21 protein-coding genes and 1 pseudogene are annotated in these 25761 nt (G+C 43.9%); 17 read left to right on the forward strand and 5 right to left on the reverse strand.

Annotated elements, in window-relative coordinates; translation table 11 throughout:
• The first annotated feature begins 115 nt into the window (after nt 1-115).
• The 6 genes and pseudogenes from NOM01_RS05400 to NOM01_RS05425 all read left to right on the forward strand — a co-directional run bounded on the left by NOM01_RS05400 (nt 116) and on the right by NOM01_RS05425 (nt 8393).
• Entirely contained in the window at nt 116-1048 is a 933-nt protein-coding gene (locus NOM01_RS05400) for an ABC transporter ATP-binding protein (RefSeq protein WP_255747044.1), read from the forward strand.
• A 15-nt stretch (nt 1049-1063) separates the two neighbouring features.
• Entirely contained in the window at nt 1064-2206 is a 1143-nt protein-coding gene (locus NOM01_RS05405) for an ABC transporter permease (protein WP_255747046.1), read from the forward strand.
• The gene (locus NOM01_RS05410; protein ID WP_255747048.1) at nt 2193-3356 is read left to right on the forward strand and encodes an ABC transporter permease; all 1164 of its coding nucleotides are present in this window, start codon (nt 2193-2195) and stop codon (nt 3354-3356) included. Before NOM01_RS05405 ends, NOM01_RS05410 begins: the two co-directional genes overlap by 14 nt.
• A 211-nt stretch (nt 3357-3567) precedes the next feature.
• Nucleotides 3568-7131, forward strand: a pseudogene (gene nifJ / locus NOM01_RS05415) (pyruvate:ferredoxin (flavodoxin) oxidoreductase); the annotation flags it as partial.
• 154 nt (nt 7132-7285) lie between these two features.
• Nucleotides 7286-7885: a TetR/AcrR family transcriptional regulator gene (locus NOM01_RS05420; protein WP_255747051.1), complete on the forward strand. Its 600-nt coding sequence runs from the start codon at nt 7286-7288 to the stop codon at nt 7883-7885.
• Nucleotides 7886-7910: 25 nt separating this feature from the next.
• On the forward strand, nt 7911-8393 hold the full coding sequence (locus NOM01_RS05425; protein ID WP_255747053.1) for a hypothetical protein: 483 nt from the start codon (nt 7911-7913) through the stop codon (nt 8391-8393).
• Nucleotides 8394-8470: 77 nt separating this feature from the next.
• Here the strand turns inward: NOM01_RS05425 and NOM01_RS05430 are convergent, their stop codons facing one another.
• On the reverse strand, nt 8471-8998 hold the full coding sequence (locus NOM01_RS05430; RefSeq protein ID WP_255747055.1) for a hypothetical protein: 528 nt from the start codon (nt 8996-8998) through the stop codon (nt 8471-8473).
• A 176-nt stretch (nt 8999-9174) separates the two neighbouring features.
• Between NOM01_RS05430 and NOM01_RS05435 the strand changes: the two genes are divergently transcribed.
• The 4 genes from NOM01_RS05435 to abc-f all read left to right on the forward strand — a co-directional run bounded on the left by NOM01_RS05435 (nt 9175) and on the right by abc-f (nt 13326).
• Nucleotides 9175-10032 (forward strand): YitT family protein, encoded by an 858-nt coding sequence (locus tag NOM01_RS05435; protein ID WP_255747056.1) that lies wholly within the window; start codon nt 9175-9177, stop codon nt 10030-10032.
• 370 nt (nt 10033-10402) lie between these two features.
• Nucleotides 10403-11299: an RpnC/YadD family protein gene (locus NOM01_RS05440; RefSeq protein ID WP_255747057.1), complete on the forward strand. Its 897-nt coding sequence runs from the start codon at nt 10403-10405 to the stop codon at nt 11297-11299.
• 148 nt (nt 11300-11447) lie between these two features.
• The gene (locus tag NOM01_RS17195; RefSeq protein WP_370645941.1) at nt 11448-11582 is read left to right on the forward strand and encodes an RAxF-45 family protein; all 135 of its coding nucleotides are present in this window, start codon (nt 11448-11450) and stop codon (nt 11580-11582) included.
• A gap of 127 nt (nt 11583-11709) precedes the next feature.
• On the forward strand, nt 11710-13326 hold the full coding sequence (abc-f, locus tag NOM01_RS05445) for a ribosomal protection-like ABC-F family protein (protein ID WP_255747059.1): 1617 nt from the start codon (nt 11710-11712) through the stop codon (nt 13324-13326).
• A 47-nt stretch (nt 13327-13373) separates the two neighbouring features.
• Here the strand turns inward: abc-f and NOM01_RS05450 are convergent, their stop codons facing one another.
• Nucleotides 13374-13970: a lysozyme family protein gene (locus tag NOM01_RS05450; protein ID WP_255747061.1), complete on the reverse strand. Its 597-nt coding sequence runs from the start codon at nt 13968-13970 to the stop codon at nt 13374-13376.
• Nucleotides 13971-14190: 220 nt separating this feature from the next.
• Between NOM01_RS05450 and asnB the strand changes: the two genes are divergently transcribed.
• On the forward strand, nt 14191-16041 hold the full coding sequence (gene asnB, locus NOM01_RS05455; RefSeq protein ID WP_255747062.1) for an asparagine synthase (glutamine-hydrolyzing): 1851 nt from the start codon (nt 14191-14193) through the stop codon (nt 16039-16041).
• 94 nt (nt 16042-16135) lie between these two features.
• On the opposite strand, the gene NOM01_RS05460 is transcribed toward asnB, so the two are convergent.
• Nucleotides 16136-18055, reverse strand: coding sequence for a S53 family peptidase (locus NOM01_RS05460; protein ID WP_255747063.1), 1920 nt, complete (start codon nt 18053-18055; stop codon nt 16136-16138).
• Nucleotides 18056-18370: 315 nt separating this feature from the next.
• Between NOM01_RS05460 and NOM01_RS05465 the strand changes: the two genes are divergently transcribed.
• A complete protein-coding gene (locus NOM01_RS05465; RefSeq protein ID WP_255747064.1) occupies nt 18371-18571 on the forward strand; it encodes a hypothetical protein in 201 nt (66 codons plus the stop codon).
• Between the two features lie 216 nt (nt 18572-18787).
• Nucleotides 18788-20692 (forward strand): N-acetylglucosamine-specific PTS transporter subunit IIBC, encoded by a 1905-nt coding sequence (gene nagE / locus NOM01_RS05470; protein WP_255747065.1) that lies wholly within the window; start codon nt 18788-18790, stop codon nt 20690-20692.
• 145 nt (nt 20693-20837) lie between these two features.
• Here nagE and NOM01_RS05475 read toward each other — a convergent pair whose 3' ends face one another.
• Nucleotides 20838-21089, reverse strand: a complete 252-nt coding sequence (locus NOM01_RS05475) for a NifU N-terminal domain-containing protein (protein WP_255747067.1) — start codon at nt 21087-21089, stop codon at nt 20838-20840.
• Nucleotides 21090-21272: 183 nt separating this feature from the next.
• On the opposite strand from NOM01_RS05475, the gene NOM01_RS05480 reads away from it, so the two are divergent.
• On the forward strand, nt 21273-21599 hold the full coding sequence (locus tag NOM01_RS05480; protein ID WP_370645942.1) for a metal-sulfur cluster assembly factor: 327 nt from the start codon (nt 21273-21275) through the stop codon (nt 21597-21599).
• Nucleotides 21600-22032: 433 nt separating this feature from the next.
• Nucleotides 22033-22704, forward strand: coding sequence for a hypothetical protein (locus NOM01_RS05485; RefSeq protein ID WP_255747069.1), 672 nt, complete (start codon nt 22033-22035; stop codon nt 22702-22704).
• A gap of 90 nt (nt 22705-22794) precedes the next feature.
• Here NOM01_RS05485 and NOM01_RS05490 read toward each other — a convergent pair whose 3' ends face one another.
• Complete coding sequence (locus tag NOM01_RS05490; protein WP_255747070.1) at nt 22795-23145, reverse strand: YppG family protein; 351 nt, start codon at nt 23143-23145, stop codon at nt 22795-22797.
• 202 nt (nt 23146-23347) lie between these two features.
• On the opposite strand from NOM01_RS05490, the gene NOM01_RS05495 reads away from it, so the two are divergent.
• Nucleotides 23348-24283 carry a beta-ketoacyl-ACP synthase III gene (locus NOM01_RS05495; RefSeq protein ID WP_255747072.1) on the forward strand — a complete coding sequence of 312 codons (936 nt, stop codon included), beginning with the start codon at nt 23348-23350 and terminating at the stop codon, nt 24281-24283.
• Between the two features lie 82 nt (nt 24284-24365).
• Complete coding sequence (gene fabF / locus NOM01_RS05500) at nt 24366-25604, forward strand: beta-ketoacyl-ACP synthase II (protein ID WP_255747074.1); 1239 nt, start codon at nt 24366-24368, stop codon at nt 25602-25604.
• The last annotated feature ends 157 nt before the right edge of the window (nt 25605-25761 follow it).

Consider the following 25761-nt stretch of genomic DNA (forward strand, 5'->3'; position numbering starts at 1 on the left):
ACACAATTCCAAATGGGGAATGATGACAATTGTCATGAACATCGATGATGAACGACACTTACATCGATATAACGAAGCAGCTAAACTGAATACAGATAGGAAAGGAGACACGTAAATGATGATTCATGTAAAGAATTTGGTGAAAAGGTACGGAGACCTTGTCGCTCTGGATCATTTATCTTTAGATATTAAAGAAGGGGAAATTTTCGGTCTGCTTGGTCCGAACGGTTCGGGGAAAAGTACAGCGATCAACTGCATTCTGTCATTGCTGAGCTATGACAAAGGAGAAGTTGAAATTTTCGGTAAGAAAATGACGCCGGATGCTTACGCTATCAAACGCAATATTGGTATTGTTATGCAGAACGTCGCGGTATTCGACGAATTAACGGTGTATGAAAATATCAATTATTTTTGCGGCCTTTATGTTCGAGACAAGGCAGAGCAAAAGCAGCTGGTCGAAGAAGCGATTGCTTTTGTTGAGCTTGAGGATTTTCGAAAGTTTTATCCGAAGAAATTGAGCGGCGGCCTTTTGCGCCGATTGAATATCGCTTGTGGAATCGCTCATAAACCGAAGCTCATTTTCTTAGATGAACCAACTGTTGCCGTTGATCCGCAAAGTCGAAATAAAATACTTGAGGGTATCGAGAAACTAAACGCACAGGGAGCGACCATTGTTTATACCTCCCATTACATGGAGGAAGTAGAGCAGATCTGCTCAAGAATTGTCATCCTGGACAAGGGCCGGGTCATTGCCTCAGGAACCAAGGAGGAGCTGAAGGCAATGATTACGCTAGGTGAAAAGATCACCGTAGAAACGTTCTCTATTGAAGAAGCGCAGCTGTGTCAATTGCGCGCGCTTCCCGGTGTTGTTTCGGTTGATAAGATTGATAAACGTTTAATCATCAAATCAGGAAAGGGAACGAACAATCTCGAGTCTGTCCTTAACTTTTTGAAAAACAATCAAATTGGATTTGGTCGTATTTATTCTGAATTGCCGACTCTGAATGATGTTTTTCTTGAAATAACCGGGAAGCAGCTTCGCGACTGAGAGGAGATGAATCAAATGTTTGCGCATGTGTTCCGTTATCGATTTAAGTGCTTAATCAGAGACAAACAGTTGGTGTTTTGGACACTCCTTTTCCCCATTCTGCTCGCTACATTTTTCTACTTAGCCTTTATGAACTTGAATGACGATGAGACCTTTCATCCTATTGACGCAGCAGTTGTTGTCAGCGGTCACAATCAGTACGATGCCCCGTTTAAATCAGCATTGAACAGTGTTTCGAAGGGAAAAAAGCGCTTGTTTAATATGAAGGCGGCGTCGAATCAGGAAGAGGCAGCTGAATGGCTGAAGCAGGGGAAGATTGACGGTTATTATACAAGCGGAAAGACGATTAAATTGACCGTAAAGGAATCCGGATTCAATCAGAGCATAATGACAACCTTTGCCGATCAATATCGTTCCAGTAACTCCGCTGTCATGCAAATCGCGTCTGATCATCCTGAAGCCTTGCAGAACGGATTGTTGAATGATGTCGGCAACCGTCAAAATTATGTCAAGGAGATTTCGGGTGGAAGCGCGGAACCGAATAATATATTGAATTATTTTTATTCCTTAATTGCGATGGCCTGTCTCTATGGAAGTTTCTGGGGCATGAAAGAGGTCAGCGATATTCAGGCGAATATCACTGACCGCGCCGCACGTGTAAATATGGCGCCGGTACACAAACTTAAGGCATTTATTGCCGGCAGTTCAGCCGCTCTAGTTATTCTTTACACAGAAATTCTCATTTTGCTTACTTATTTGCGCCTCGGATTGAACATCAGCTTCGGTCCGCGCACAGGGTATGTCTTATTGACCGCGCTCGTCGGCAGCGTGCTCGGCCTATCATTCGGGGCATTTATCAGTGCGCTCATTAAAAAAGGCGGAGGACTGAAAGTCGCTATTTTAATGGTGGTAACCATGGTCGGCTCGTTTCTCTCGGGAATGATGTTCTTAGATATGAAGTATATAATTGCCGAATACCTTCCGCCACTCGTTTGGCTGAATCCGGTAAACCTGCTGACCGACGCATTCTACGCACTCTATTATTATGATTCTTTAAATCGGTATGCCTTGAACGTAGGCGCAATGCTCCTTTTCATTGTTCTATTCAGCGCCGCGACCTATCTGATCGTCAGGAGGCGGAAATATGCCAGTCTTTAAGCTATGTTTGAAAATTTTCCTGCACAACTGGATCTCAGTCTCTATTTATATTGTTATCTTTCTAGCCATCTCGATTGCACTGGCAACGAATGGGACGTCAGAACTAAGTAACGGTTATTCTCAAAAGAAAGCTAAAGTGGCATTCATTTCGGAGGAAAAGACCCCTCTGACTGAAGCGTTTCGCCATGAGTTGTCGCGCAGCGCTCAGTTTGTCAATTTGCCCGATCGTACGGAAGAACTCCAGGACGCCCTGTTTTTCCGTCAGGTCACTTATATTTTACGCATTCCAAAGGGCTTCACGGACAGTGTGCTGAACGGAGGATCGGCGCAAATGAAGAAAACCGTTGTGCCCGGATCGATTCAGAATGCCTATGTCGACATTAATGTCGACCAATATTGGAACTTGGCGCGACTCTACGCGAAGCATGAACCAGGTATAAGCCAAGAGGAGCTGGCAGAACGCCTCCAAGAAAATTTATCCGGCGAGACACCTGTACAGATTAAAGCACATCAGAGTGCAAAAACCTCGGGGAGTTTTTCCTTATACTATTTCAATTATTTTGCCTATGCTTTATCTGCCGTTCTTATCATGGGCATTTCGACGATCATGATTGTCTTCAACAAACAGGATTTGAGCCGCCGGCATCGCTGCTCGCCGCTTTCCGCCGGCAGCGTTAATGCTCAGCTGATTATGGCGAATCTATTGTTTGCGGCTATCGCTTGGGTCATTTTGATTGCATTTGATTTTCTGCTGGACACCGGCAGCTACAGTACACAAAATATCATTTACTTCCTAATTAATTCCTTAGTATTTACGGGTTGTATGACCAGTATGAGTTATTTGATCGGTACTTTGATGAAAAATCTTGAGGCGATGTCCGCAGTCTGCAATGTGATTACGCTTGGCCCTTGCTTTATAAGCGGGGTGTTCGTTCCACAGGAATTCTTGAATGATACGGTGCTTAAGCTTGCCAGCTTCACACCGACGTATTGGTATGTGCAGGCCAATGCTCATATCGCTAAGCTCACTCAATTTGGATGGTCTGATCTTTCATCTATTATTTATAGCATGACTGTGGTGATTGCTTTCGCTGTCGCCTTCGCTGCACTTTCTCTTGTGATCGGCAAAAGAAAACGATTAATGGACTAGCATGCGGTTCGATACAAATTGCAAGAAAGGCTGTTTTCCGGAACTATTTCGGGAAACAGTCTTTTTTTTGTATAAATTGTGCGATTTTTATCACAGCATACATAGTCGCTTGTACTTTTGAAGCGCTAAAATAGAAAAGGATTGATATAGGGATAAGTAGATTTAATAGAGGCGTGTTCTAAATACGCGATTTGATGGAGAGGAAGAGAAAATGACCAATAAAAAAACGATGGATGGCAATACGGCGGCTGCGTATGTATCCTATGCATTCACCGAAGTAGCATCCATTTATCCGATCACTCCAAGCTCGCCTATGGCCGAAATGGTCGATGAGTGGTCCGCCCAAGGCAAAAAGAATATCTTTGGAAGTCCGGTCCGTGTTGTTGAAATGCAATCTGAAGCAGGTGCGTCCGGCACGGTTCACGGTTCGTTAAAAACAGGAACGTTTACATCTACATATACATCATCGCAAGGTTTGCTGCTGATGATACCGAATATGTATAAAATTGCCGGGGAACTGCTTCCGGCTGTCTTTAATGTTGCAGCACGCGCAGTGAGCTCTAATGCGTTATGCATTTTTGGCGACCATTCGGACGTCATGGCAACACGTGCGACCGGATTTGCCATGCTCGCTGAAGGCAGTGTTCAGGAAGTTATGGATCTTTCGACAGTTGCACATCTCGCTACGGTTGAGGCATCGATTCCTTTTGTAAACTTTTTCGATGGCTTCCGTACGAGTCATGAAATTCAAAAAATTGATGTGATCGACCATGACGATTTTAAGCGATTGCTGAATCATGATGCGGTGGCTGCGTTTCGTCGGAGAGGCATGAGCCCGAATCACCCGACAGCAACCGGATCGAGCCAGAGTCCGGATCTCTTCTTTCAACAGAGGGAGGCGGTTAACAGCTATTATGACCGAGTGCCTGAAATTGTCGCTCACTATATGCAAGAAATAAATAAGTTGAGAGGCACGAATTATGATCTCGTCAATTACTATGGAGCACCGGATGCTACGCGTGTGATTGTGGCCATGGGCTCGGCAACCTCGGTGATTGAACAGGCAATTGATCATCTGACTGAACAAGGCGAGAAAGTCGGCTTGCTGTCCGTCCATTTATACCGCCCGTTTCCGACAGAAAAGCTGTTGGAAAAGCTTCCTGAAACGGTTGAAAATATTGCTGTTCTGGATCGGACAAAGGAACCGGGAGCTTCAGGAGAACCGTTGCTGCTTGATGTTCAAAGTGCTCTGTATGAAAGCGACCGCCATCCGCGAGTGATCGGCGGACGTTATGGGCTCGGTTCTAAGGACGTGACTCCGTCGGACATTTTAGCCGTATACGCACATCTTGGCAGCGCGCATCCGAAGAAACGATTTACAATCGGCATTGATGACGATGTAACACACCTGTCGCTTCCGGCTTTTCCAAGTCTGGATTTGACGCCAAAGGGTACCTTCCAAGCGAAGTTTTGGGGCTTTGGGTCTGATGGTACGGTCGGCGCAAATAAAGCGTCGATAAAATTAATCGGCGACCATACCGATCTTAATGTTCAAGGCTATTTTTCCTACGATTCGAAAAAATCCGGCGGCCTCACGGTATCGCATCTTCGTTTCGGGGATCAACCGATTAAATCGGCCTATTTGGTTGAACATGCGGATTTTATTGCCTGCCATGCATCGTCGTATTTGCGCTCCTATGATCTTCTCAAGGGTTTGAAAACAGGCGGAACTTTTCTACTGAACACGATCTGGGATGACGACCACTTGGAAGCCCATTTACCGAAGTCAATGAAGCGTTATTTAGCAAAAAATAGGATTCGCTTTTACACAATCAATGCAATCGGCCTTGCCGGTAAAATCGGGCTGGGACGCAGAATTAATACGATCATGCAAACCGCCTTTTTCAAGCTGACCAATATTGTACCGTTTGCTGACGCCATTGAGTGGCTTCGGCAATCTGCAATAAAGACCTACGGCCGCAAGTCGATGGCGATCGCACAGCTGAATGTGGACGCAATCAATCAAACGGTGGATTTGCTTCATGAGGTAACGATTCCGCAGCAATGGGGTGAAGCGGATGACAAGCCAAAACCAATGAGTATGAATTCAGTTAAAAAGCAGCCGGATTATGTCTTGAATATCTTAAAGCCGATGAACCGCGAGGAAGGCGGTAAGATTAAAGTAAGCACACTGCTGAAGGAAAATATGGCGGACGGCAGTATGCCGCTGGGCACATCTGCCTATGAAAAGCGAAACGTTGCGCTGCAGGTTCCGGAATGGGACCCGAAGTTTTGCATCAATTGCAATCAGTGTGCGTTCGTCTGTCCGCATGCAGCGATCCGGCCGTTTCTTGCCAATGGAGAAGAGATGGAGAAGGCGCCGGAAGGCTTTATTGTCCGGACGATGCGCGGTGCAGACGGACTGAACTATCGCATTCAAGTTTCCGTTGCGGATTGTACCGGATGCGGATTATGTGTTGAAGCTTGCCCGAAGGCTGGAACAGCGCTGTTTATGAAACCGGCGGAGTCACAGCAGGATCAGGCGGTCAATTGGGCGTTCGCAATGACACTGAAGGCAAAGACCAATCCGGTGAAGAAAGCGACCATTCAAGGATCACAATTCGAACAGCCGCTGCTGGAATTCTCAGGCGCATGCTCCGGATGCGGCGAAACGCCTTATATAAAACTATTAACGCAGCTCTTCGGCGACCGGATGATGATCGCAAATGCAACCGGTTGTTCCTCAATATGGGGAGCATCCAATCCCGTTGTTCCTTACACGACAAATCAACAGGGCCACGGACCTGCTTGGTCGAACTCACTCTTCGAAGATAATGCCGAGTTCGGTCTCGGTATGAAGCTTGCGCGTGATACAAGGCGTGCACGGCTTGCTGATCAAATGAAGGACGTAGTGCAATGTGATGAAGTCAGTGACGGCTTAAAGGACTTGATGAACGAATGGATCGAAAAGATGACGGAAAGCGAAGCAACAAGGGATCGTGCGGAAAAACTCGAGCGCGGATTGCTTCAGGAGAAGGTTCATCTGCCACTGCTTGAAACCATTTACCAAGAACGCGATCTCTTTATTAAAACAAGCCAATGGATTATTGGCGGCGATGGTTGGGCGTATGATATTGACTTTGGCGGAATCGACCATGTCATTGCCAGCGGGGCGGACGTCAACATTCTGATCACGGATAATGAAGTATACGCCAACACAGGCGGACAATCGTCAAAAGGAACCCCGGCAGCGGCTATTGCTCAGTTTGCCGCAGGCGGTAAGCGGACGGCGAAAAAGGATTTGGGCATGATGGCGATTAATTATGGCCATGTTTACGTGGCGCAAATCGCTTCGGGAGCGAACAAGATGCAGACAATCAAGGCGCTCACGGAGGCGGAACGCTATCCGGGACCTTCTGTAGTCATCGCTTATACGCCTTGTATATCACACGGTCTGCGAGGTGGATTAACCAACGCACTTGCTGAAGCGACGGATGCCGTGAAATCCGGATACTGGTCGCTTTACCGCTATGATCCCGAGCGCAAGGTCAAAGGCGAACCGCCGATGCAGCTTGATTTCAAACGACCGCAATTTGATGAATTAACTGATTTTATGATGAAACAAACACGTTTTTCTGCCTTGAAAAAGGTTAATTCTGAAATCGCTGATCGGTTATTTGAAAAAACGAAACAAGATGCAGAAAAAAGATTCTTTCACTATGCCCGCTTAACCGGACAGGAAGAAAAAATTAAAGAGAGTCTCGCCGCATTGAAAAAATAATTATTGATAGTTAACCGTCTGTTCATAGCGAACGGACGGTTTTTTATTTGTCAAATTTTAAATGAATGTAAATCTTTCAAATCAGAATTGACCGAAAGACGAATAAACAGATATAATGAAGGTAACGAACGATCGTTAGGTGATGGATATGTTAACAAAACAGAAGATATTTGCTTGTGCGCTGGAGCTTTTTTCGATGAGCGGATTCAATGGGGTATCCATGCGAGATATCGCGCAAAAAGTCGGAATCAAAGGAAGCTCGATCTATAATCATTACAACGGAAAAAAGGCAATCATGGATGATATTTGTGAAACATTTGCTCAAACACTGGATGTGTCCCGGCCACCTTTATCGCAAATTGATCAGATGCTCGATCAAATGAACGCAGTTGAACTCTTTCAATCCTTAATTAGGGCATATGGCGAGAAGATCAATAAAACTTGGACTCAGATGGCAAGAATCATTTTTTCCGAACATTTTTATAATGAAACAGCCGGGGAGGTATTTAAGAAGGAGCTCATTCAAGAAAATATCGCCTATTACGTTTCAGTTTTAACAATTATGGAGCAGAGAAAGAAAATCAAGAAATGCAGGAAAGAACTCATTGCAACGCTTTTCAACAATGAGCAGCTTATGCTCAGTATGCAATACGCGCACTGCACATCGGACACAGAACGAGCTGAACTCGCAGCCGTGATGATGGCAAGCGCCGACTATTTATTTGCTGGACTTGAAATGTACGACTAAAAATTAATTCATTGGAGGATTTATCATGACCGAAACGAACAATGGAAAGACAATTTCTTGCTTCATTTTGATCATCTTGCATTTCTTTCTTGGTGTCGGTGCAGTTTTTGGCGGTGGTGCATTAATTCTATCGCCAGATGGAACACTGCTGCATATGCCGCTTGAGTTGCTGAAATACACGGCTTTCGATTCATTTCTGATTCCGGGTATCATCCTGTTTTCTGTTCTCGGTCTCTATCCGATCTATATCGCATTCCTGCTGATCTTTGAAAAACCGATGCTTATTGGAGAACGTATCCGATTTGATTCTTCAGCTTCCGGTGCGTGGAACCATTCACTTTACATTGGGTTCCTCCTGATCGGATGGATAACGATTGAGGCCTATCTTATGCACGACATTGTGTTTATCCATGTCTTCTACATCTTTCTTGGGCTTGCCATCCAAGCGGTGACCGTGCTTCCCTCGGTGAAAAAGCATTATTCCATTAGTGGGCTGGGCAAACGGTAAACAAAAAGCATTGCAAACTCAATTAATGAATTTGCGATGCTTAAGACTCAATCTAATGGCATTTATTATCTACACGATCATCCGGTTTTGCCAAGCTTTTTGACTAGTCGGTTATTGGATTGCTGAATGTGTTGATCAATCTGTTCTAAAGCTTTGATAATTGCTGTCCGATCATTTTGTTTGACTGCGGTTTTTAACTGGCCGAATGCTTGATGGTGACCGCCAAATTTAGCATGGTGGAACAACTGTGCTATTTTTTGATGGGCATCCTCAGCTGAAATTTTTCCTTGTGCCTGATCTTTTTTTATGGCTTGGATCTTTTTTGCCTGCTTTTCACAAGTATTCTGGCAGTCTCGGTTACCTTTTTTGAAATTTGCACTTTGACGCCATTCGCTCATCAGATGATGATGTGTCTCCATATCTTTTTTCATTGTCTGTTTAAGGTCAGCAGGTGCATATTGATCGATAATCTGCGAGAGCCACTGATGCCTAAAATCATGGCCTGGCATACCCATAGGATTATGTCCGGATGCGGCATGTCCTGCTTGTGGGATGATCATAGTAAGCATCAGAATAGGCAGAATAAGCAAACGTGTCAGTTTCATAAATGAGCCTCCAAATTAAGTTTTGCTTAGTTTGTGCAGATTTTACAAAAATGATTCATAAAAAGGTTTGAGCATTGGCTGTCCATGTGTTAATTTGTTAATAATACATGGTGAATCGGCAGCTTTGTCTTGTGAACGAGATGAATATGAGCTGCCATTCTGAAAGGAACGGCGATATGAAAGTATCACTCTATCAAGAATTTAAAGTATTATTGGTCGTTATTACGGGCGCGCTGCTGAATGCGGCTGCCCTAAACCTATTTCTCATACCTGCAAAGGTTCTGGCCGGAGGAATTACTGGTATTGCTCAGCTCGTTAATTCAATGCTGGAGCCGACCTCTTTTCATATCAGTACTGGGATTTTGCTTCTCTTGATGAACATCCCGGTTATCTATGCCGGCTGGATTAAAGTCGGGCGCCGTTTTACTTTATATAGTACAATCAGTGTGGCTTTAACAACATTTTTTATGGCGGTTATCCCGCTTCATCCACTGACCAATGATATCTTACTGAATGCGGTCTTTGGAGGAGTGGTGCAGGCGATCGGTTCGGGGATTACACTGAAATTCGGTGCATCCTGCGGAGGAATGGATATCATCGCCATGATTTTGACGCGAGTCAAGGATCGACCGATCGGCTTTTACATGTTCGCACTTAATGGAGTAATTATTCTTTCCGCCGGTTTTCTGTTTGGTTGGCGGCGTGCGTTGTATACGCTTCTTCAACTCTACGTCAGCATTCGTGTTGTCGATGCCATTCACACAAGTTATGTGAAACTAACTGCCTGGGTTGTCACCGATAAGGCGAGCGAACTTCAAAAAGCGATTTCCGTTCAAATGTACCGGGGGATTACGAAAATATCGGCAAAGGGCGGCTATACGAACAAGGATAAGGACTTGCTGATGATTGTTTTCACTCGTTATGAACTGTATCGGTTGAAGCAGATCATCAAAGAAGTCGATCCGCGCGCATTTACCAATATTGTCGAGACGACGGATGTTTTCGGGTTGTTTGTGCGTAAGAAGGATGCATGATGGGAAAATGCGTGAATGAAGTGGCGAAGAAATCCGTTTCTTTTTTATGTTGGTGAATCTTCCGCTGCTGTATTAAAATCGGAAAGTGTGAACCAATCTGTGACCAAGAATGGGCTGTCATGTGAGCCAATTGGCATGTCAGTTTTGATGTGAACTAATACAGTAAATGCACAAAAAAGCGTAGATGGGATGCAAAATTCCCAATCTGCGCTTTAATACTGTGTGGATTAAACTCTGGTGAATTATCTAGACATTATGAATCGGATTCGGTTATCCTTTATGTATACGATCACTTGTTCTCTGTTATCTCCAAATTTTCTTCCTAATCCCTCTTGCACAACGACAACCATACCGCGTAAGGAGGCCTCATATGCCTACAGACCACGATCGGCGCTTCAAAGTGTTGCTTCACGAATTTTTTGATGAGTTTCTCGAAGCCTTTTTCCCAAAGATTTATCACATGCTTGATCTGTCTGAGAAAACATTCCTTTCGGAGGAGCTGTTTCCGGATCTAATCGAGGGCGACAAGAAGAGGGCGGACATCATTGCGGAAACGAAGCTTAAATCCAAAAAAGATGTAATCCTGATTGTCCATATCGAGGCGCAAAACTATTATCAAGATGATTTTTCTGAACGGATGTATCTCTACTACATCATGATCTATCTGAAATTTCGAAAACCTGTTTTACCGATTGCCATTTTCAGTTATGATGGAGTAAGAGATGAACCGGATGAATTTGTGGTAGAAGTACCTCATTTTATGATTATCAGTGAATTCCATTTTTTGAAGCTTGAGCTTGCCCAAATGAATTGGCGAAAATTTATGCGCAGCAATAATCCGGTTGCAGCCGCGCTCATGAGCAGGATGAACTACTCAAAAAAGGAACGTGTGCAGGTTCGGCTCGCCTTTATCAGGCAGATGATCGGCATGCATCTTGGAGAAGCGCGTGAAAGCATGATCAATGGATTTTTTGAAACCTATCTTCAATTAAACGAGAAAGAGGTGAATCAATTGATGGATCAAGCGAAAAAACTCCCGGAGGAAATCCGTGAAGAAGTGCTCAAGTGGCCGAACTCCTTTTATGATCGCGGAGTGGAGGACGGCATGGAAAGAGGAATTAAAAAAGGAATTGAAAAAGGTGAATTAAATGCCAAAAAGCAGTTCGCGCGAAAGTTGCTGCAAAATGGAATAAGTCATGGGCAAATCAGTGAGTGGACAGGATTAAGCAACAAAGAGATCACTGAGCTTGAGGCAAACAATGAATGAAATAAGCGAGGATATCCGTGAAGAAGTGCTCAAGTGGCCGAACTCCTTCTATGATCGCGGAATGAAAAACAGCTTTGAAAAAGGAATTGACTAGGTTATTGCGCTTAACCGATCGATCTGATAAACTTTGTGTAAAGCAGAAAAGGAGGTGGGTCTATTGTCACTATTCACGAAGTATCGCGCAACATTGGAATCATTCTTGTACACAGTTCGCGCGATTTTTGCTGCATTTTTCTTCAAGGGATCAGTCTGCCCTTTTTTAAAAAACAGCATAGCTTTGTGAATGGACGCGTGACCCACTGAAGCGGAACTCAATTGTTTTTTTAATTGAATCAAGATCAAAATCATCCATGGGTAAATGAGCGCCCGTGGATTTTTTTGCATGCAAAAAATAAGGAAGTGACGAGAAAATGATGATATGTCAAGCAGATCATGTACGAAAAAATATAGCGGGAAATGAAATATTGCGGGATGTCAGTTTTTCAGTGCTGGATAATGAAAAAGTTGCGGTTGTCGGACCGAACGGAAGCGGGAAAACGACTTTGTTCAATTTACTCGCACGAATTGATACCCCGGATCAAGGCGCTATTGCGATAAAAAATGGGGCATCAATCGGTTATTTGCGCCAGCTTCCGGACGGGCAGGAAAGTACGGCGCGCGAAGTACTGATGCATGCTTTCGCGGAATGCATAAAGGTTGAGAAAAAGATGAGAGCGCTGGAAAGGGAATTGGCGGGTACGATCGAAGGACGGCTTGAAAAGCTGCTGACTGAATATGCACGTGTTCAAGAACAGTTTCAGGAAATGGGCGGCTATGAGATGGATTACAAAATTGACCAAGTCGCCGAGGGCCTTGAAATTAAGTGGCTGTTGGGACGCTCATTTGCCTCGCTGAGCGGTGGTGAGCGAACAAAAGTCGGGCTTGCGCTTCAGCTCTTATCTGAACCCGATCTGCTTTTACTTGACGAACCGACGAACCATCTGGATATTCTTGCTTTAGAATGGCTGGAGCAGTACATCAAGCAATACAAAGGAACCATTTTACTTGTCTCGCATGACCGTTTTTTTCTGGATCGTACGGTAACTAAGGTTCTGGAACTTGATGAGGGCGAAATGGTTGCTTACAATGGAAATTACTCTTATTTTGTTAAGGAAAAACAAGAAAGACTGCTGAATGAATTTGCTGCTTATGAAGATCAACAGAAGAAAATCAAAAAAATGAAGGAGGCTATCAAGCGTCTGAAAGAATGGGCAAATCAGGCAAAGCCGCCAAATGCTGCCTTGCATCGACGAGCAAAGAGCATGGAAAAGGCGCTGGACAGAATTGACCGGCTGAAGCGTCCAAAAATGGAGACTGATAAAATGGCGCTCGATTTCGCACGTGGCAGCCGCACTGGAAATCGCGTGCTCAGCTGTCTTGATCTGTCCGCAGGTTTTAATCATAACCCTTTATTTGAACATGTAAGCATGGATATTCGTTATCAAGACCGAGTAGCGATCGCTGGACCAAATGGAGCCGGGAAAACCACCTTATTAAACTGTTTACTTGGAAAATTAAGGCCAAGCCACGGAAATATTCATCAAGGAACCAACTTAAATATTGGGCTATTGTCACAGCATGTGTTTGAGCAGGAAACAGAAAAGGAGCGGCGTGTGATCGATGTCTTTCGCGAGCATGCCCGTTTGACCGAAGGGGAGGCGAGACACGAACTTGCAAAGTTTATGTTTTACGGTTCGGATGTATTCCGCAAGATCGGTTCACTGAGCGGCGGTGAACGTGTACGCATTCGCCTGGCTGACTTGATGATGAAGAAGATCAATGTGCTCGTACTTGACGAGCCAACAAACCATTTAGATATTGAATCGCGCGAAGTTTTGGAAGAAGCTGTGAACCATTTTACGGGAACAGTACTTGCAGTGAGCCATGATCGTTATTTTTTGACCAAATGTTTTAGCAAAATTTACTGGCTTCAGAACGGTCGACTGACGAAGGAAGAACATTTTTCAGAATCCGCACATACTCGTTAAACCAATAGAGAAATCCCGCGAGATGAATGCCAACTCGCGGGATTCTTTTAATCCTTTTTTTTCGTTAATGCGCGTTTTTGTTTTTCATTGGTGTAGTAACGCATGACGTGTTCGACATATTTAGGATCGCCGTAGCTGCTCCAGTTGAGTTCTTTAGACTTCTCTTCTGAAAATTGGCGAGCAAGTTTTGGCGTGTATTTACCGCCGTGTGCCTCAACATAATCGACGAAGCCAAGGCCGAAATTATAGCTTTGGAGAGCAAGCTCAAGATTCCCGTTTGATCGTGTCAATGCTTTTTTAAAATAGTGCGTTCCTGCCTGAATGCTTTTTTGCGGGGAATTTATGGCATTCCTGGGCAGCCCCAAGCTTTCAGAGGCTTGCATCACGTCAGCAGCTTTTCCTTTTGACTCCTGCATGGCAATCGCCATAATGATATCTGTATATTGTCCGACACCATTCGCTTTGGCTGTTTGAGCAATAATCGGGCGATAATGTTCAACCTCAGGGCTGATGACTCGCTGGTCATTAAGAAGCGGTACATGATCTGCTTGAGGACTATACATGCTTGAAATGATATAGAGGAGCACAAAAGCAATACCGATGATCAGTGAAGAAGAGACGATTAATTTAATGATTTTGGTCATCCGTTATTCCTCTGCCTTTTCATTTCGTTCATTATATTTTTCAATGAAAATCGCATTTTTCGTCCGTCTGATTAAAAATTGAATGATTCTATCGTTTATTGACTGGTCAGATAGGCGTCAGATAATACCTGAATGGCATCATTTCTCACGTGCCCAGCAGTTCTGCATAAGATGTGTTGAGGTTAATGCCCAATGGCGGCAAGAAAGGATGACATGAAAAATGTGCGGAATCACAGGCTGGATTGACTGGCGGCAGGATTTACGCGGCGAGGGAAAGACAATGAAACGAATGGCTGAGACGATGGATCATCGTGGGCCAGACGATTTGAATACATGGCTGTCGGAGCATGCAGCGCTTGGACACGCGCGTCTGGTTGTCGTCGATCCGGAAGGCGGTTGTCAGCCAATGAAAAAAACGGTGAATCATAACGAGTATGTGCTCGTTTATAACGGTGAATTGTACAATACTGAAGAAATACGTTCGGATTTATTAAAAAAAGGGTACACCTTTCAAGGACATTCGGATACTGAGGTGCTGCTGACCGCTTACATTGAATGGCGGGAAAACTGCGTCGATCATTTTAATGGTATTTTTGCCTTTGCTATTTGGGATGCCGCCAAAGAGTCCTTGTTCGGCGCACGCGACCGCATGGGTGTTAAACCTTTTTTCTATAAGAAATCGGGAGGCAGGCTGCTGTTTGGTTCTGAATTGAAAGCGATTCTGGCACATCCCGATGTACGTCCGGAAATTGATCGCGAGGGGCTCTATGAAGTATTCGGACTCGGTCCTTCGCGAACACCGGGGCATGGTGTCTATGCAGGAATGGACGATCTGCGCCCGGCTCATGCATTCACGTATACAAAAGACGGTATGAAGATTTGGCGCTACTGGAATGTGGAGAGTCATGTTCACACTGACAGTTTGGAGGATACGATTGCCAACCTGCGTTATCTTGTTACTGACGCGGTTAAACGTCAGCTTTATGCGGATGTTCCGGTGGCAACCTTTCTGTCTGGTGGGCTGGATTCCAGCGGTATTTCGGCCATTGCTTCCGAATATTTTAAAGAACAGAAACGTCCGCCGCTTCACACTTTTTCAATTGATTATGTTGGCAATGATCACTACTTTAAAACAAGTAAATTTCAGCCAAACAGTGACGCGCCTTTTATTGAAGAGGTCTCCAAATATCTTGGTACGGTACATCATAATCTTATCATTGATAATGAACACCTTGTTTCTTATCTAAAAAAAGCGATTGTCGTTCGCGATATGCCTGGTTATGCTGATGTCGATTCTTCACTTCTCTGGCTCTGCGAAGGAATTCGCAAAGAATTTACTGTCGCACTTTCCGGTGAGTGCGCCGATGAAATCTTCGGAGGCTATCCTTGGTTTCACAGCCCGGAAACATCAGCTAAGGAAGGCTTCCCATGGATGCGTTCAATCGGTGCGCGACAGGATTTGCTCAATGACAAATGGGGAAGTAAATTAAATCTAAAAGAATACGAAATGGCACGATTTAATGAAACGATTGCCGAAACACCTAAGCTCGAGGGTGAATCGGTAATCGATGCAAAACGGCGCGAATTGTTCTATCTTAACATGAACTGGTTTATGACTGCATTGCTTGATCGAAAAGACCGTATGAGTATGGGTGCCAGCCTTGAGGTACGTGTGCCATTTGCCGATCATCGTATCGTACAATATATGTGGAATGTTCCGTGGGCGATGAAAATGCTGGACGGTCATGAGAAAGGTATTTTGCGAGCGGCACTCAAAGGCTATCTGCCCGATGATGTGCTTTATCGTAAGAAGAGCCCGTATCCAAAAACGTATCATCCAAAGTATACGGAAGCTGTCTCGGCATGGCTGCAAAAAGTTATTAATACGCCAAGTTCGCCATTACTTGAATTGGTAGACAAACAGAAATTGCAGGCGCTCATTGATACGAAAGGCGATTCATTTAAAACACCATGGTTCGGTCAGCTGATGTCCGGTCCTCAGCTGATTGCCCATATGGCGCAAATGAACGAATGGCTTAAAACATACAATGTGAATATTCTTGATCAATAACAGAATTGTTGTTTTCGATGCTGTGTAAAGAAAAAACGACTCCACCAAGTGTTAACGGTGGAGTCGTTTTTTCCGCAATCATTTGAAAATTGGATTAGCGCGTATAAGGATATTTAAAATGTTTCGCAAGTGAAGCGACATCAATTGTTCCGAGTCCGGTACTCTGGTTATAAATGGTTCCTTTCGTACCGGTGTAATAGAGATTGGTATTTTCCGTTCCCGTCGCATTCAGCGGATGGAACGGAGAACTCTTTTGCTTTGCGAATCGGTAGATTTGGCTGTTCCAAAATCCGATGCGACCTTTTTGATTGCTGTTCATTAATGCAGTCAGGCCGGCAAGTTGAGGGGATACGACACTTGTTCCGCCAAATGTGCTAAAACCGGAATTACTGCCTGGCGCATTAGGATCGGAGAGAAACACTTTATAACCTGTATATGGATCTGCATTAAGCGACACATCTGGCATGTTTCGACCGCTTGACGTTCCTGAAACGATTTTTGGATCACTGAGCGGAGTGACTGAACCAAAATCAGTACTTGGCTGCCATTGCTGAACGGCTGTAAATCGATTCACACCGGAAACTCCTTTTTGATAATCAGGAGTTCGGAATAGCTGGCTGAATCCTCCGCCTCCGCCGACAAAGTAATAGTTTGCCCATCCTTCCGGTGTACTGAGTCCGAGTGAATCAAAGTATGGATAAAGGTAATTCCAGCCCCAGGCACGTTCAGACGATACATTAAGCTGCACACCCGTTTTCGTTGTGTAGGACCATGGCAATGTTGTTCCGCCGGCAGCGGTAATATAAGGACTGTCGGCAGGATTGTCAACAGCTAAGTTGTAGGTGCCCATATCGCGGCTTGCATCATATGCACCGGCGTCACCGGCGGAAGCAAACATCGAGATACCTTGTGCTGCTGCTTGTTCAAATAACTGATTAAAGACAAGTGCGTAAGCCGGATCTTCCGTTTGGTCTTTAATCGCGGCGCTGATGGCTGATTCACTGAGTCCCCAGCTTACAGAGATTTGAGAGGCTTTATTTTCGTTAATCGCCGTAGCAAATGCGTTTACAAAGCCTGCATCTGTATTCGGTCCAACGTAGACATTAACGTCCGCCTGCGGTGCGAGTGCCCCGGATTGCTCAACGTCGAGCGATGTCTCCTCATATCCGTTCCAATCGGATCCGCCATCGACAAGAATTTTGTGAATACGGTCTGCTTTAACATCAATACCTTCTTGCTTCCAGAAACTATAGGCATCTTCAGTGTTAAAATCTGCTAAGGTAACGATGCCAATCGTCTGTCCCTTGCCGTTGGCCCCTTGATCATATAATGGACCGACATTGTACTGCTTAATTAAATCGGAAGGATCAAGATTAAGCGGCCCGCCGCTTGAATTCGGTGTCATTTTAAGCGGCCGTTTCACTGCACGAGGTGTCAGTTCGGAATAGTTGGTTAAGCCAAGAACCGCCAGTACATGAGTCGCGAGAAAGCGTGGCAGCTTTGGTCCTTTTTTGGCAGCATGGAAGCTTTTGCCTCTGAACTTTGCTTTTCGAATGGTGACGCTGAATGCTTTGTTGAAATCTCCTGCTGTCCCACTTGCGGAGACAATCAAGTTATTATCGTATACTTTAGAATGAATATGGTATTTTTTCAGATATTGAGTGAGGGCTTTAACAGTGATATCAGGTGCACCAAATGCTTTTTTAAATTGAGGGACACTCAGGTACTTGTGATAGAATGCGCTGCTAGGATCAACTGTTTTTTCTATATAGGATTGCAGCTGGCGTTCATTTCCGGTTTTTAAGACAATATCTACAGAAACCGGCGTTTCATTTGGAAGATCTCCGAAATAATCAGCATTTTCCAATACGGATTGTCCGGTTCCTTGTTTTACAGATGTCAGTTCTTGATCTGCTTTACTCGATGCTGCAGCTGCAAAAGAAGGAAGTAAACTGAATACAAGCATCAATGATAGAAAAGCGGTAAAGAATAGTTTGCCCCATTTTTTTAACATTGGTAAATCATCTCCCCATGTAATCGATTTTATATAATGATGAACGATGCTCCCTTTTCTCTATTAAATAAAATTGATTATACGCTAGATTGATTGATAGATTAAGCATCTTTATTCGAAATAATTTGACAATATTCGCGATTAATTGGTAAAAACAGGAGTAAATGCCTAGTAATGAATAGGACAAACGTCACTGAAAACCTGTGGAATGTTCATAGAAAGTAAATATACACGATTAGAGTAAGAGAAAAAAAGGTACATAAGGCCCTCATGTTTACGTTTGCTGATTGTAGACGAATAGAAAAGAGAAAACCTATGATTAAGCGATCCTTAGATAGTCATTTGTCGGATTTACCAGATACGAGTAAACACGAAATTTTTGAAGTGTTAAAGGTAAGCGAAGAGGATTTAATGTATCAGAATCCATTGAGCTATACAGCCGCTACCTGCCTCGTTAACAATACTGAATTCGAATTTGCATTTGGTGCAGACATTTTTCTGTTCTATATTGTTTAATAAATGTGAAATTAAATTACATAACAAGTAAATTAATCTGACAAATAATTTGATTGAATGTCTAGACAACCCACTGCTTTTATGCAAAAATGACAGAATAGTAGATAAAATGTGACAGAGATAAAGGAGGCAAGTATTTGTTTGTGAGAAGCGATCCATCATTTTGTGGTCTATGACTTTATCTTTTTATTATTGATAACAGGGGAGAGAGATATTATGTTGGGTTTTCTTCAAAGAATAGGCAAATCGCTCATGCTTCCAATCGCTGCGCTGCCCGCAGCAGCTTTATTATTGCGTTTCGGTCAGCCTGACTTGCTCAATATACCGTTCATTGCAGCTGCAGGAAATGCGGTGTTTTCAAATCTTGCATTAATATTTGCAATTGGTATTGCCGTGGGATTTGCTAAGGATAACAATGGAGCAGCTGCTCTTGCCGGAGCAATGGGTTTTTTCGTACTCAGCGCCTGTGCGACTTCATTAAATAAGACAATAAACCTTGGTGTTCTTGGCGGTATTATTGCCGGAATCATTGCAGGCATGCTCTATAATCGTTATCACAATATTAAACTTCCTGATTGGCTTGCATTCTTTGGCGGCCGCCGATTTGTTCCTATTGTCACTTCAGGAGCAATGCTGGTTCTTGGTTTTATCTTTGGTTATGTCTGGCCTTATGTTCAGAACGGTATGTCACAACTTGCGACATGGCTTTATGACGCAGGTGTATTTGGTGCAGCTATTTATGGTCTCTTAAACCGCTTGCTCTTGCCGCTTGGACTGCACCATGTCATTAATACACTTGTTTGGTTTGAGTTTGGTACGTATAAAGGTTTCCACGGTGAAATCACCCGTTTTCTCAATGGTGATCCGCATGCCGGCCTGCTTCTTTCCGGTTTTTTCCCGATCATGATGTTCGGTCTGCCGGCTGCATGCTTTGCTATGATCGCTGCAGCAAAAAAAGAAAAACGTAAAGCGGTCACCGGGATGCTCGCAGGTATTGCGCTTACTTCCTTTGTTACTGGTGTTACAGAACCGATTGAATTTTCATTTATGTTCCTCGCACCCGTACTCTATGTTATCCATGCTTTGTTGACCGCGCTATCACTAGCGATCACCTATGCTCTAGGCATCCATGACGGGTTCAGTTTTTCAGCAGGAGCAATTGACTATATAATTAATTATCGAATTGCCCAAAAGCCGCTGTTGCTGCTGGTTGTCGGCGTTATTTTTGCTGTGATCTATTTCGTTGTTTTCTACTTTGCCATCAAATGGTTTGATCTGAAGACACCAGGTCGTGAGGATGATGACCTCGTCGAAGAAAATCCGGATCAGGCCCTTGCCCTCAATACGAATGATAAATATGAAGTGATGGCTGCTCGGTTTATTGAGGATATCGGTGGTAAAGAGAATATTACAAATGTCGATCATTGTACCACGCGCCTTCGACTAACCGTCGCGAACTCAGAGGCAGCGGACAGTGCTGCAATCAAGCATCATGGTGCGCACGGAGTAGTCAAGCTGAATAAGAAAAGCTTGCAGATTATCATAGGCACGGATGTAGAATTTGTGGCTGATGCGATGAAGAACTTGATCAAATCTTCTGCGGATCTTACGAAGGAAGAAGCGGACGGTTCATCGACAGAGTCTGGTTTAGCCACTGTATCTGTCGGGGCGGAATCTGTATGCGCACCCATTAAAGGCAAAATGCTTCCGATTACCGATGTTCCGGACAAGGTTTTTTCTGAAAAAATGATGGGCGACGGATTTGCTGTTGATCCGGATGAAGGGGTTGTTGTTTCTCCTGTCGATGGAAAGGTTAGCGGTGTGTTCCCAACAAAGCATGCGATTGGTTTGACGGGAAGCGATGGTTTAGAGATCCTGATTCACGTCGGCATTGATACGGTCAAGCTGAATGGTGATGGGTTTGTTAATTATGTGCAGGAAGGCGATACAGTTGTAAAAGGGCAGAAACTGATGTCTTTTGACCTTCCTGCACTTAAAGATAAAGTTCCATCACTGATCAGTCCTGTAATTTTTACAAACCTTGATCCTTCAAAGCATGTTGTACTTAAAAAGAGTGGTTACGTCGCACTTAACGAATCTGATATTATTACCTTTGATTAATTGATTTATTAATGAAAAAGTCTGCGCATTTATAGCACAGACTTTTTTTGTTGATTCGTTCATTGTTTTACTGAAAAATACAGCAAACATAAGGCAACCTGTACATTGAAAGAAGTATCCACCTTAAGAAGAGGTAATGGTGTCATTAGAATTTTTCGAGCGTTTCTTTGACGTGAGGAAGCAGATTTTCCCATGCGGCATCCGGAGATTTGCAGATGGTTACAAAGTCATTAAAGCCGAAAAGGCTGATGACGCCGTCTATTTCAATCAATTTTGTTAAAAATGGGGAATTTGTTTGGTCATCTTTGAAAACTTCGACTCGATTTGAAAAAAGAGGTCCTTCAGCGGTGAATTTTAATGCGTTCGGGTTTGGCGTAGAAGTCATCGTAAAGTTCATCTGTATCTTCCTTTCTGTTAATAAACGGATTCTATTGTGTCGTTTTCTTCATTATATATCATGATGGAATGGAGCGCATTGTTAGAATACTGAGGCTGTGGACAAGAGACTGTCTGAGAGATGAAATAGACCAGATATTCGGTTATACTAAACGTAACCCAAATGAGGAAGGAGGTATTTGCAGTGGCTGAGAACAGTTCTTCTGAGGAATTGAAAGACCGCATACTTGAAGCGCTGGAAGATGTTATTGATCCTGAACTCGGTGTGGATATCGTCAACCTGGGGCTCGTGTATGGCGTCGACATAGATGAAGAAAACAATGTAATTGTGACCATGACGCTGACCTTTATGGGTTGCCCATTGTCTGCGTCCCTTTCCTATGACGTTAAGCGTACGCTTGGAGAGATCGAAGAAGTAAATCAAGTAGAAGTGAATTTTGTATGGGATCCACCGTGGACGAAAGAGCGCATGTCGCGGTATGCTAGAATTGCACTTGGACTATCAGAGTAAACCATTTGCCACGTATCAGCCGGAGCAGGATGTATATCCTGCCTCGGCTTTTTGTGTTTCGAACCCAAAAGCCCCCGCAGGTGATGATCACACCATTTTTGGCATATCTTCTTTATACATATCAAAAAAATAGTACAGATCAGCAATAGTTCATGTAAGTGCAACTAAAAATTTGCTTTCAAAAATCTGATGAAATCAAGTTTTCTAACAAATAAAGAACCATTCAACCCGTTTAAGGTGGTACTGGACACTTGAATGAAAATACAATGGTGATAAAGTGCCATGTATTATGTACAAAAGTAAATAATTATTCCCAAGTAAAGGTTGTGAAGCAAACGTGCACAAGACTCCTGCAGTCGTGCTAGTTGATGCAGCTCTTGAGCATTTACCCGTTTTATATATATATTTTCTTGCGTGAGCAGGGGGGAAAATGATGGAAGAAGCAATGGTGTTTGGCGGACTCTCGTCTATTGGTTTTCTTCTTACTGAAAGACTGCTTGAGGCGGGAGTTGTCGTCTATTCAATTAGTTCGGCAGTTACTGATGAAGAGAAAGATCGTGAGGAAGAGAATGAGCTTTTTTTGGGTCGCAACGCACTTTTTCATAATGACCGAGACAAGCCGCGTTCAGTAGCAAAGCATCTTATTCTTGCTGACACTTTCCGGATGAAACAGGAAAGCAATGATGAATTGAAGAAAAAGATGGGTCATCTACTTACTGATTCGCCGCAATGTCAACGTGTGCTTTTTCTCTCTTCCCTGGAGGTATGCGGGCAGCATGTTGATAAAAACGGGAAAAGAAGAGCGGCCTGTCCGACTTCTGTTCGCGGAAGAGCTGCCAATGAAATGGAACTGTTCTTCATTAATCTTTTGCACGAAAGTAAGAGGAAAGAGGCAATTATTTTACGGACGGATTTGAATTTAATTTCCGACAAGTGCGATGGTGAAATCATAGCAGCACTAATTAACGGGTTAATGGAGCAGGAACATGAAGGACTTGATGTCGTCCATTTTAAAAAAGGACTTGATTCGAATGATGCGATAAATGAAAAACTCAGGAGCCTTTTACCGCGGAATTATGAGAAATGGCTGCAAAGAAAATCTTGATTAAACTTCTTTTTCTTTTGATCGAATTAAAAGAACTGCTGAGTGGATCTGAGTTCACCCTTGCAGTTCTTTTACTATTGCCATTTTCAATCATGGCTTTTTAAAGAAATTGAGCAGCGGAGACAATTGTTTGATCGCCGGTGCTGTCTGATTAATGACATTGACCAGCTGGGTGGCGCCATTTACCATTTTGCTCACATCAATATGTCCGTCTTGGCCGAGAAACGGTTTTAAGAATCCGGGTTGTGCAGGCTGTGTCGGTTGCACCGGCTGTACAGGCGGTACTTGCATTCCACTTGCTTGCCAGCCGCTGTTCTGATAGAATGCTTGTGGCGGTTGATAGGTTTGTGTTTGTTGCACTGGCGGGATTTGTGAACCGAACATGAGATACGTAAATGGGTCAAAGTGACTGTCTCTTGGATTTTGAGCAGGTTGAATCAAGAGTCTCCCTCCTTTACATCTGGTCTTTATCATATCTTATGCCTTTAAGTGATGAATGTGTGATTCATTCGCCTTTAGGTGATGATTTAACCGGAGACAGGTGTCCTTTTATCGGGAAGCTTGTTGGACAAATGATTTTTAGTGTATTATATTGTTACCAAGTCATTATATATACTGTTAAGATCTGAGAGGGGATTTGCGGATGTCCGCAGGAATACTGGGAATGGGCAAGTTTATTCCCGAACGTGTGGTTACGAACACTGATTTAGAGAAAGTCATGGATACTTCAGATGAATGGATTCGGACAAGAACCGGAATTGAAGAGCGGAGAATCGCCAATGATGAAACAGACACTTCGGACATGGCATTTGCCGCTGCCGAGCAGGCGATCAAAAACGCAGGTTTGACAGCTTCTGACATTGATTTGATTCTCGTTGCAACGGTTACGCCTGATCATCCTTTTCCTTCTGTTGCATGCATGCTTCAAGATCGACTGGGAGCAAGGCGGATACCTGCAATGGATATTAGTGCCGCATGCTCCGGGTTTATTTATGGAATGGTTACAGCAAAACAGTTTATTGACAACGACACTTTTCACCATGTTCTGGTTGTCGGTGTTGAAAAACTGTCAAAGATTACAAATTGGGATGATCGCGGTACCGCTGTTCTCTTTGGCGATGCAGCTGCGGCGGCAGTTCTTGGCAATGTTTCGGAAGGTCATGGAATTCTGTCCTTTGAATTAGGCGCCGACGGAAGCGGCGGCTCTTATTTGTATCAGGACGGCAAATACATTAAAATGAACGGACGGGAAGTTTTTAAATTTGCAGTTCGTCAAATGGGTGAATCGGCTGTTCATGTCGTAGAGAAAGCTGGTCTGAAAAAAGAAGATATTGATTATCTTATTCCTCATCAGGCGAATATAAGAATTATGGAAGCTTCGCGTGAGAGACTGGAAATACCTGAAGAAAAAATGATTAAGACGATTCAGAAGTACGGAAATACATCTGCCTCTTCGATTCCTCTGGCGTTAGTCGACGCTGTTGAAGAGGGGAAAGTTAAAGACGGAGATGTGCTTGTGATGGTAGGCTTCGGTGGAGGGCTCACCTGGGGCGCGCTCACGCTTAAATGGGGCAAATAATTTATAATTATATCGTATAGCTATCATTTATTGATTACCTAATGATAAAAAGGTTCCAATCCTATCAAAAGGAGAGAATTGAATGAAAAGAAGAGTCGTTGTGACCGGATTAGGAGCTGTGACGCCACTTGGCAACGATGTTGCGACAACATGGGCAAATGCAATTGCCGGCAAATCGGGCATTGGTATTGTCACACGTGTAAACCCTGACGATTTTCGCGCCAAGGTTGCCGGTGAAGTGAAAGATTTTGATCCTGAAAAATATGTTGATCGCAAGGAAGCGCTTCGCATGGACCGTTTTGCGCAATTTGCCGTAGCGGCAGCAAAAATGGCAGTCGAAGATGCTAATTATACAATAGATGAAACGAATGCTGAACGTACCGGTGTCTGGATTGGATCTGGTATTGGTGGAATGGAAACTTACGAAAAAGAACTGCGCGTCGCTTTGGAAAGAGGCTTCAGACGTGTAAGTCCGTTTTTTGTTCCGATGATGATTCCGGATATGGCGTCCGGACAAGTTTCTATTTTACTTGGAACGAAAGGAATTAACTCGTGCACGGTAACGGCTTGCGCTACTGGAACAGATTCAATCGGAAGCGCGTATAAGGCTATACAGCGTGGAGACAACGACGCAATTCTTTGCGGCGGAAGTGAAGCACCACTTACAAATATGTCCTTTGCCGGGTTTACGTCGGCGCGGGCACTTTCTACGAATCCAGATCCGAAGACGGCTTGCCGTCCGTTTGATAAAAATCGTGACGGGTTCGTCATGGGCGAAGGAGCAGGTGTGCTGCTTCTTGAATCTTTGGAATCGGCTCAAAAGCGCGGCGCACATATTTATGCCGAAATCGCAGGATACGGTGCCACGAGCGATGCTTTTCACGTGACACGTCCGGATCCTGAAGCAAAAGGTGCAATCCGTTCGATGCAAATGGCACTCGATGATGCTGGTGTGAAATCGAATCAAGTTGATTATGTAAATGCACATGGAACGAGTACAGAAGCCAATGATTCCACAGAAACGAAAGCTGTTAAGGCAGTGTTTGGAGACGGTGCCTATGATTTGGCAATCAGTTCAACGAAATCAATGACTGGTCACTTGCTTGGCGCATCAGGCGGTGTTGAAGCAATTCTTTGTATTAAAGCAATTGAAGAAGGAATTGTTCCGCCGACCATCAACTATGAGACGCCGGATGAGGCATGTGATCTGAATTATGTGCCGAATGAAGCACTGAAAAAAGAAGTTAATGTGGTACTTAGCAATTCATTTGGTTTTGGCGGTCATAATGCGACACTTGCGTTTAAAAGATACGAAGTTTAAAATTTACTTTTTTAAAGCGTCTGCGATTCATTCGCAGGCGTTTTTTTGCACAAATAAAGAGGTAAGTATGTACGCATACATCTTGTATGCAACGCGAAAGCGATCGCGTTCTGCAGAAGTTAAGGACCGGACTCTTTTTCCCCGTTTTTTCTTACAA

The organism is Sporolactobacillus sp. STSJ-5 (genome assembly GCF_024385605.1).
In the GTDB taxonomy this organism is placed as follows: domain Bacteria; phylum Bacillota; class Bacilli; order Bacillales; family Sporolactobacillaceae; genus Sporolactobacillus.

What these genes read in the sequence shown, in the direction of transcription:
- NOM01_RS05450 (WP_255747061.1), bottom strand. Translation starts at nt 13,970, where the DNA reads ATGACCAAAATCATTAAATTAATCGTCTCTTCTTCACTGATCATCGGT.
- NOM01_RS05495 (WP_255747072.1), top strand. Translation starts at nt 23,348, where the DNA reads ATGTCCGCAGGAATACTGGGAATGGGCAAGTTTATTCCCGAACGTGTG.
- NOM01_RS05475 (WP_255747067.1), bottom strand. Translation starts at nt 21,089, where the DNA reads ATGAACTTTACGATGACTTCTACGCCAAACCCGAACGCATTAAAATTC.
- NOM01_RS05440 (WP_255747057.1), top strand. Translation starts at nt 10,403, where the DNA reads ATGCCTACAGACCACGATCGGCGCTTCAAAGTGTTGCTTCACGAATTT.
- fabF (WP_255747074.1), top strand. Translation starts at nt 24,366, where the DNA reads ATGAAAAGAAGAGTCGTTGTGACCGGATTAGGAGCTGTGACGCCACTT.
- NOM01_RS05485 (WP_255747069.1), top strand. Translation starts at nt 22,033, where the DNA reads ATGGAAGAAGCAATGGTGTTTGGCGGACTCTCGTCTATTGGTTTTCTT.
- NOM01_RS05405 (WP_255747046.1), top strand. Translation starts at nt 1,064, where the DNA reads ATGTTTGCGCATGTGTTCCGTTATCGATTTAAGTGCTTAATCAGAGAC.
- NOM01_RS05410 (WP_255747048.1), top strand. Translation starts at nt 2,193, where the DNA reads ATGCCAGTCTTTAAGCTATGTTTGAAAATTTTCCTGCACAACTGGATC.
- abc-f (WP_255747059.1), top strand. Translation starts at nt 11,710, where the DNA reads ATGATGATATGTCAAGCAGATCATGTACGAAAAAATATAGCGGGAAAT.
- NOM01_RS05460 (WP_255747063.1), bottom strand. Translation starts at nt 18,055, where the DNA reads ATGTTAAAAAAATGGGGCAAACTATTCTTTACCGCTTTTCTATCATTG.
- NOM01_RS05430 (WP_255747055.1), bottom strand. Translation starts at nt 8,998, where the DNA reads ATGAAACTGACACGTTTGCTTATTCTGCCTATTCTGATGCTTACTATG.
- asnB (WP_255747062.1), top strand. Translation starts at nt 14,191, where the DNA reads ATGTGCGGAATCACAGGCTGGATTGACTGGCGGCAGGATTTACGCGGC.
- NOM01_RS05420 (WP_255747051.1), top strand. Translation starts at nt 7,286, where the DNA reads ATGTTAACAAAACAGAAGATATTTGCTTGTGCGCTGGAGCTTTTTTCG.
- NOM01_RS05465 (WP_255747064.1), top strand. Translation starts at nt 18,371, where the DNA reads ATGATTAAGCGATCCTTAGATAGTCATTTGTCGGATTTACCAGATACG.
- nagE (WP_255747065.1), top strand. Translation starts at nt 18,788, where the DNA reads ATGTTGGGTTTTCTTCAAAGAATAGGCAAATCGCTCATGCTTCCAATC.
- NOM01_RS05425 (WP_255747053.1), top strand. Translation starts at nt 7,911, where the DNA reads ATGACCGAAACGAACAATGGAAAGACAATTTCTTGCTTCATTTTGATC.
- NOM01_RS05435 (WP_255747056.1), top strand. Translation starts at nt 9,175, where the DNA reads ATGAAAGTATCACTCTATCAAGAATTTAAAGTATTATTGGTCGTTATT.
- NOM01_RS05400 (WP_255747044.1), top strand. Translation starts at nt 116, where the DNA reads ATGATGATTCATGTAAAGAATTTGGTGAAAAGGTACGGAGACCTTGTC.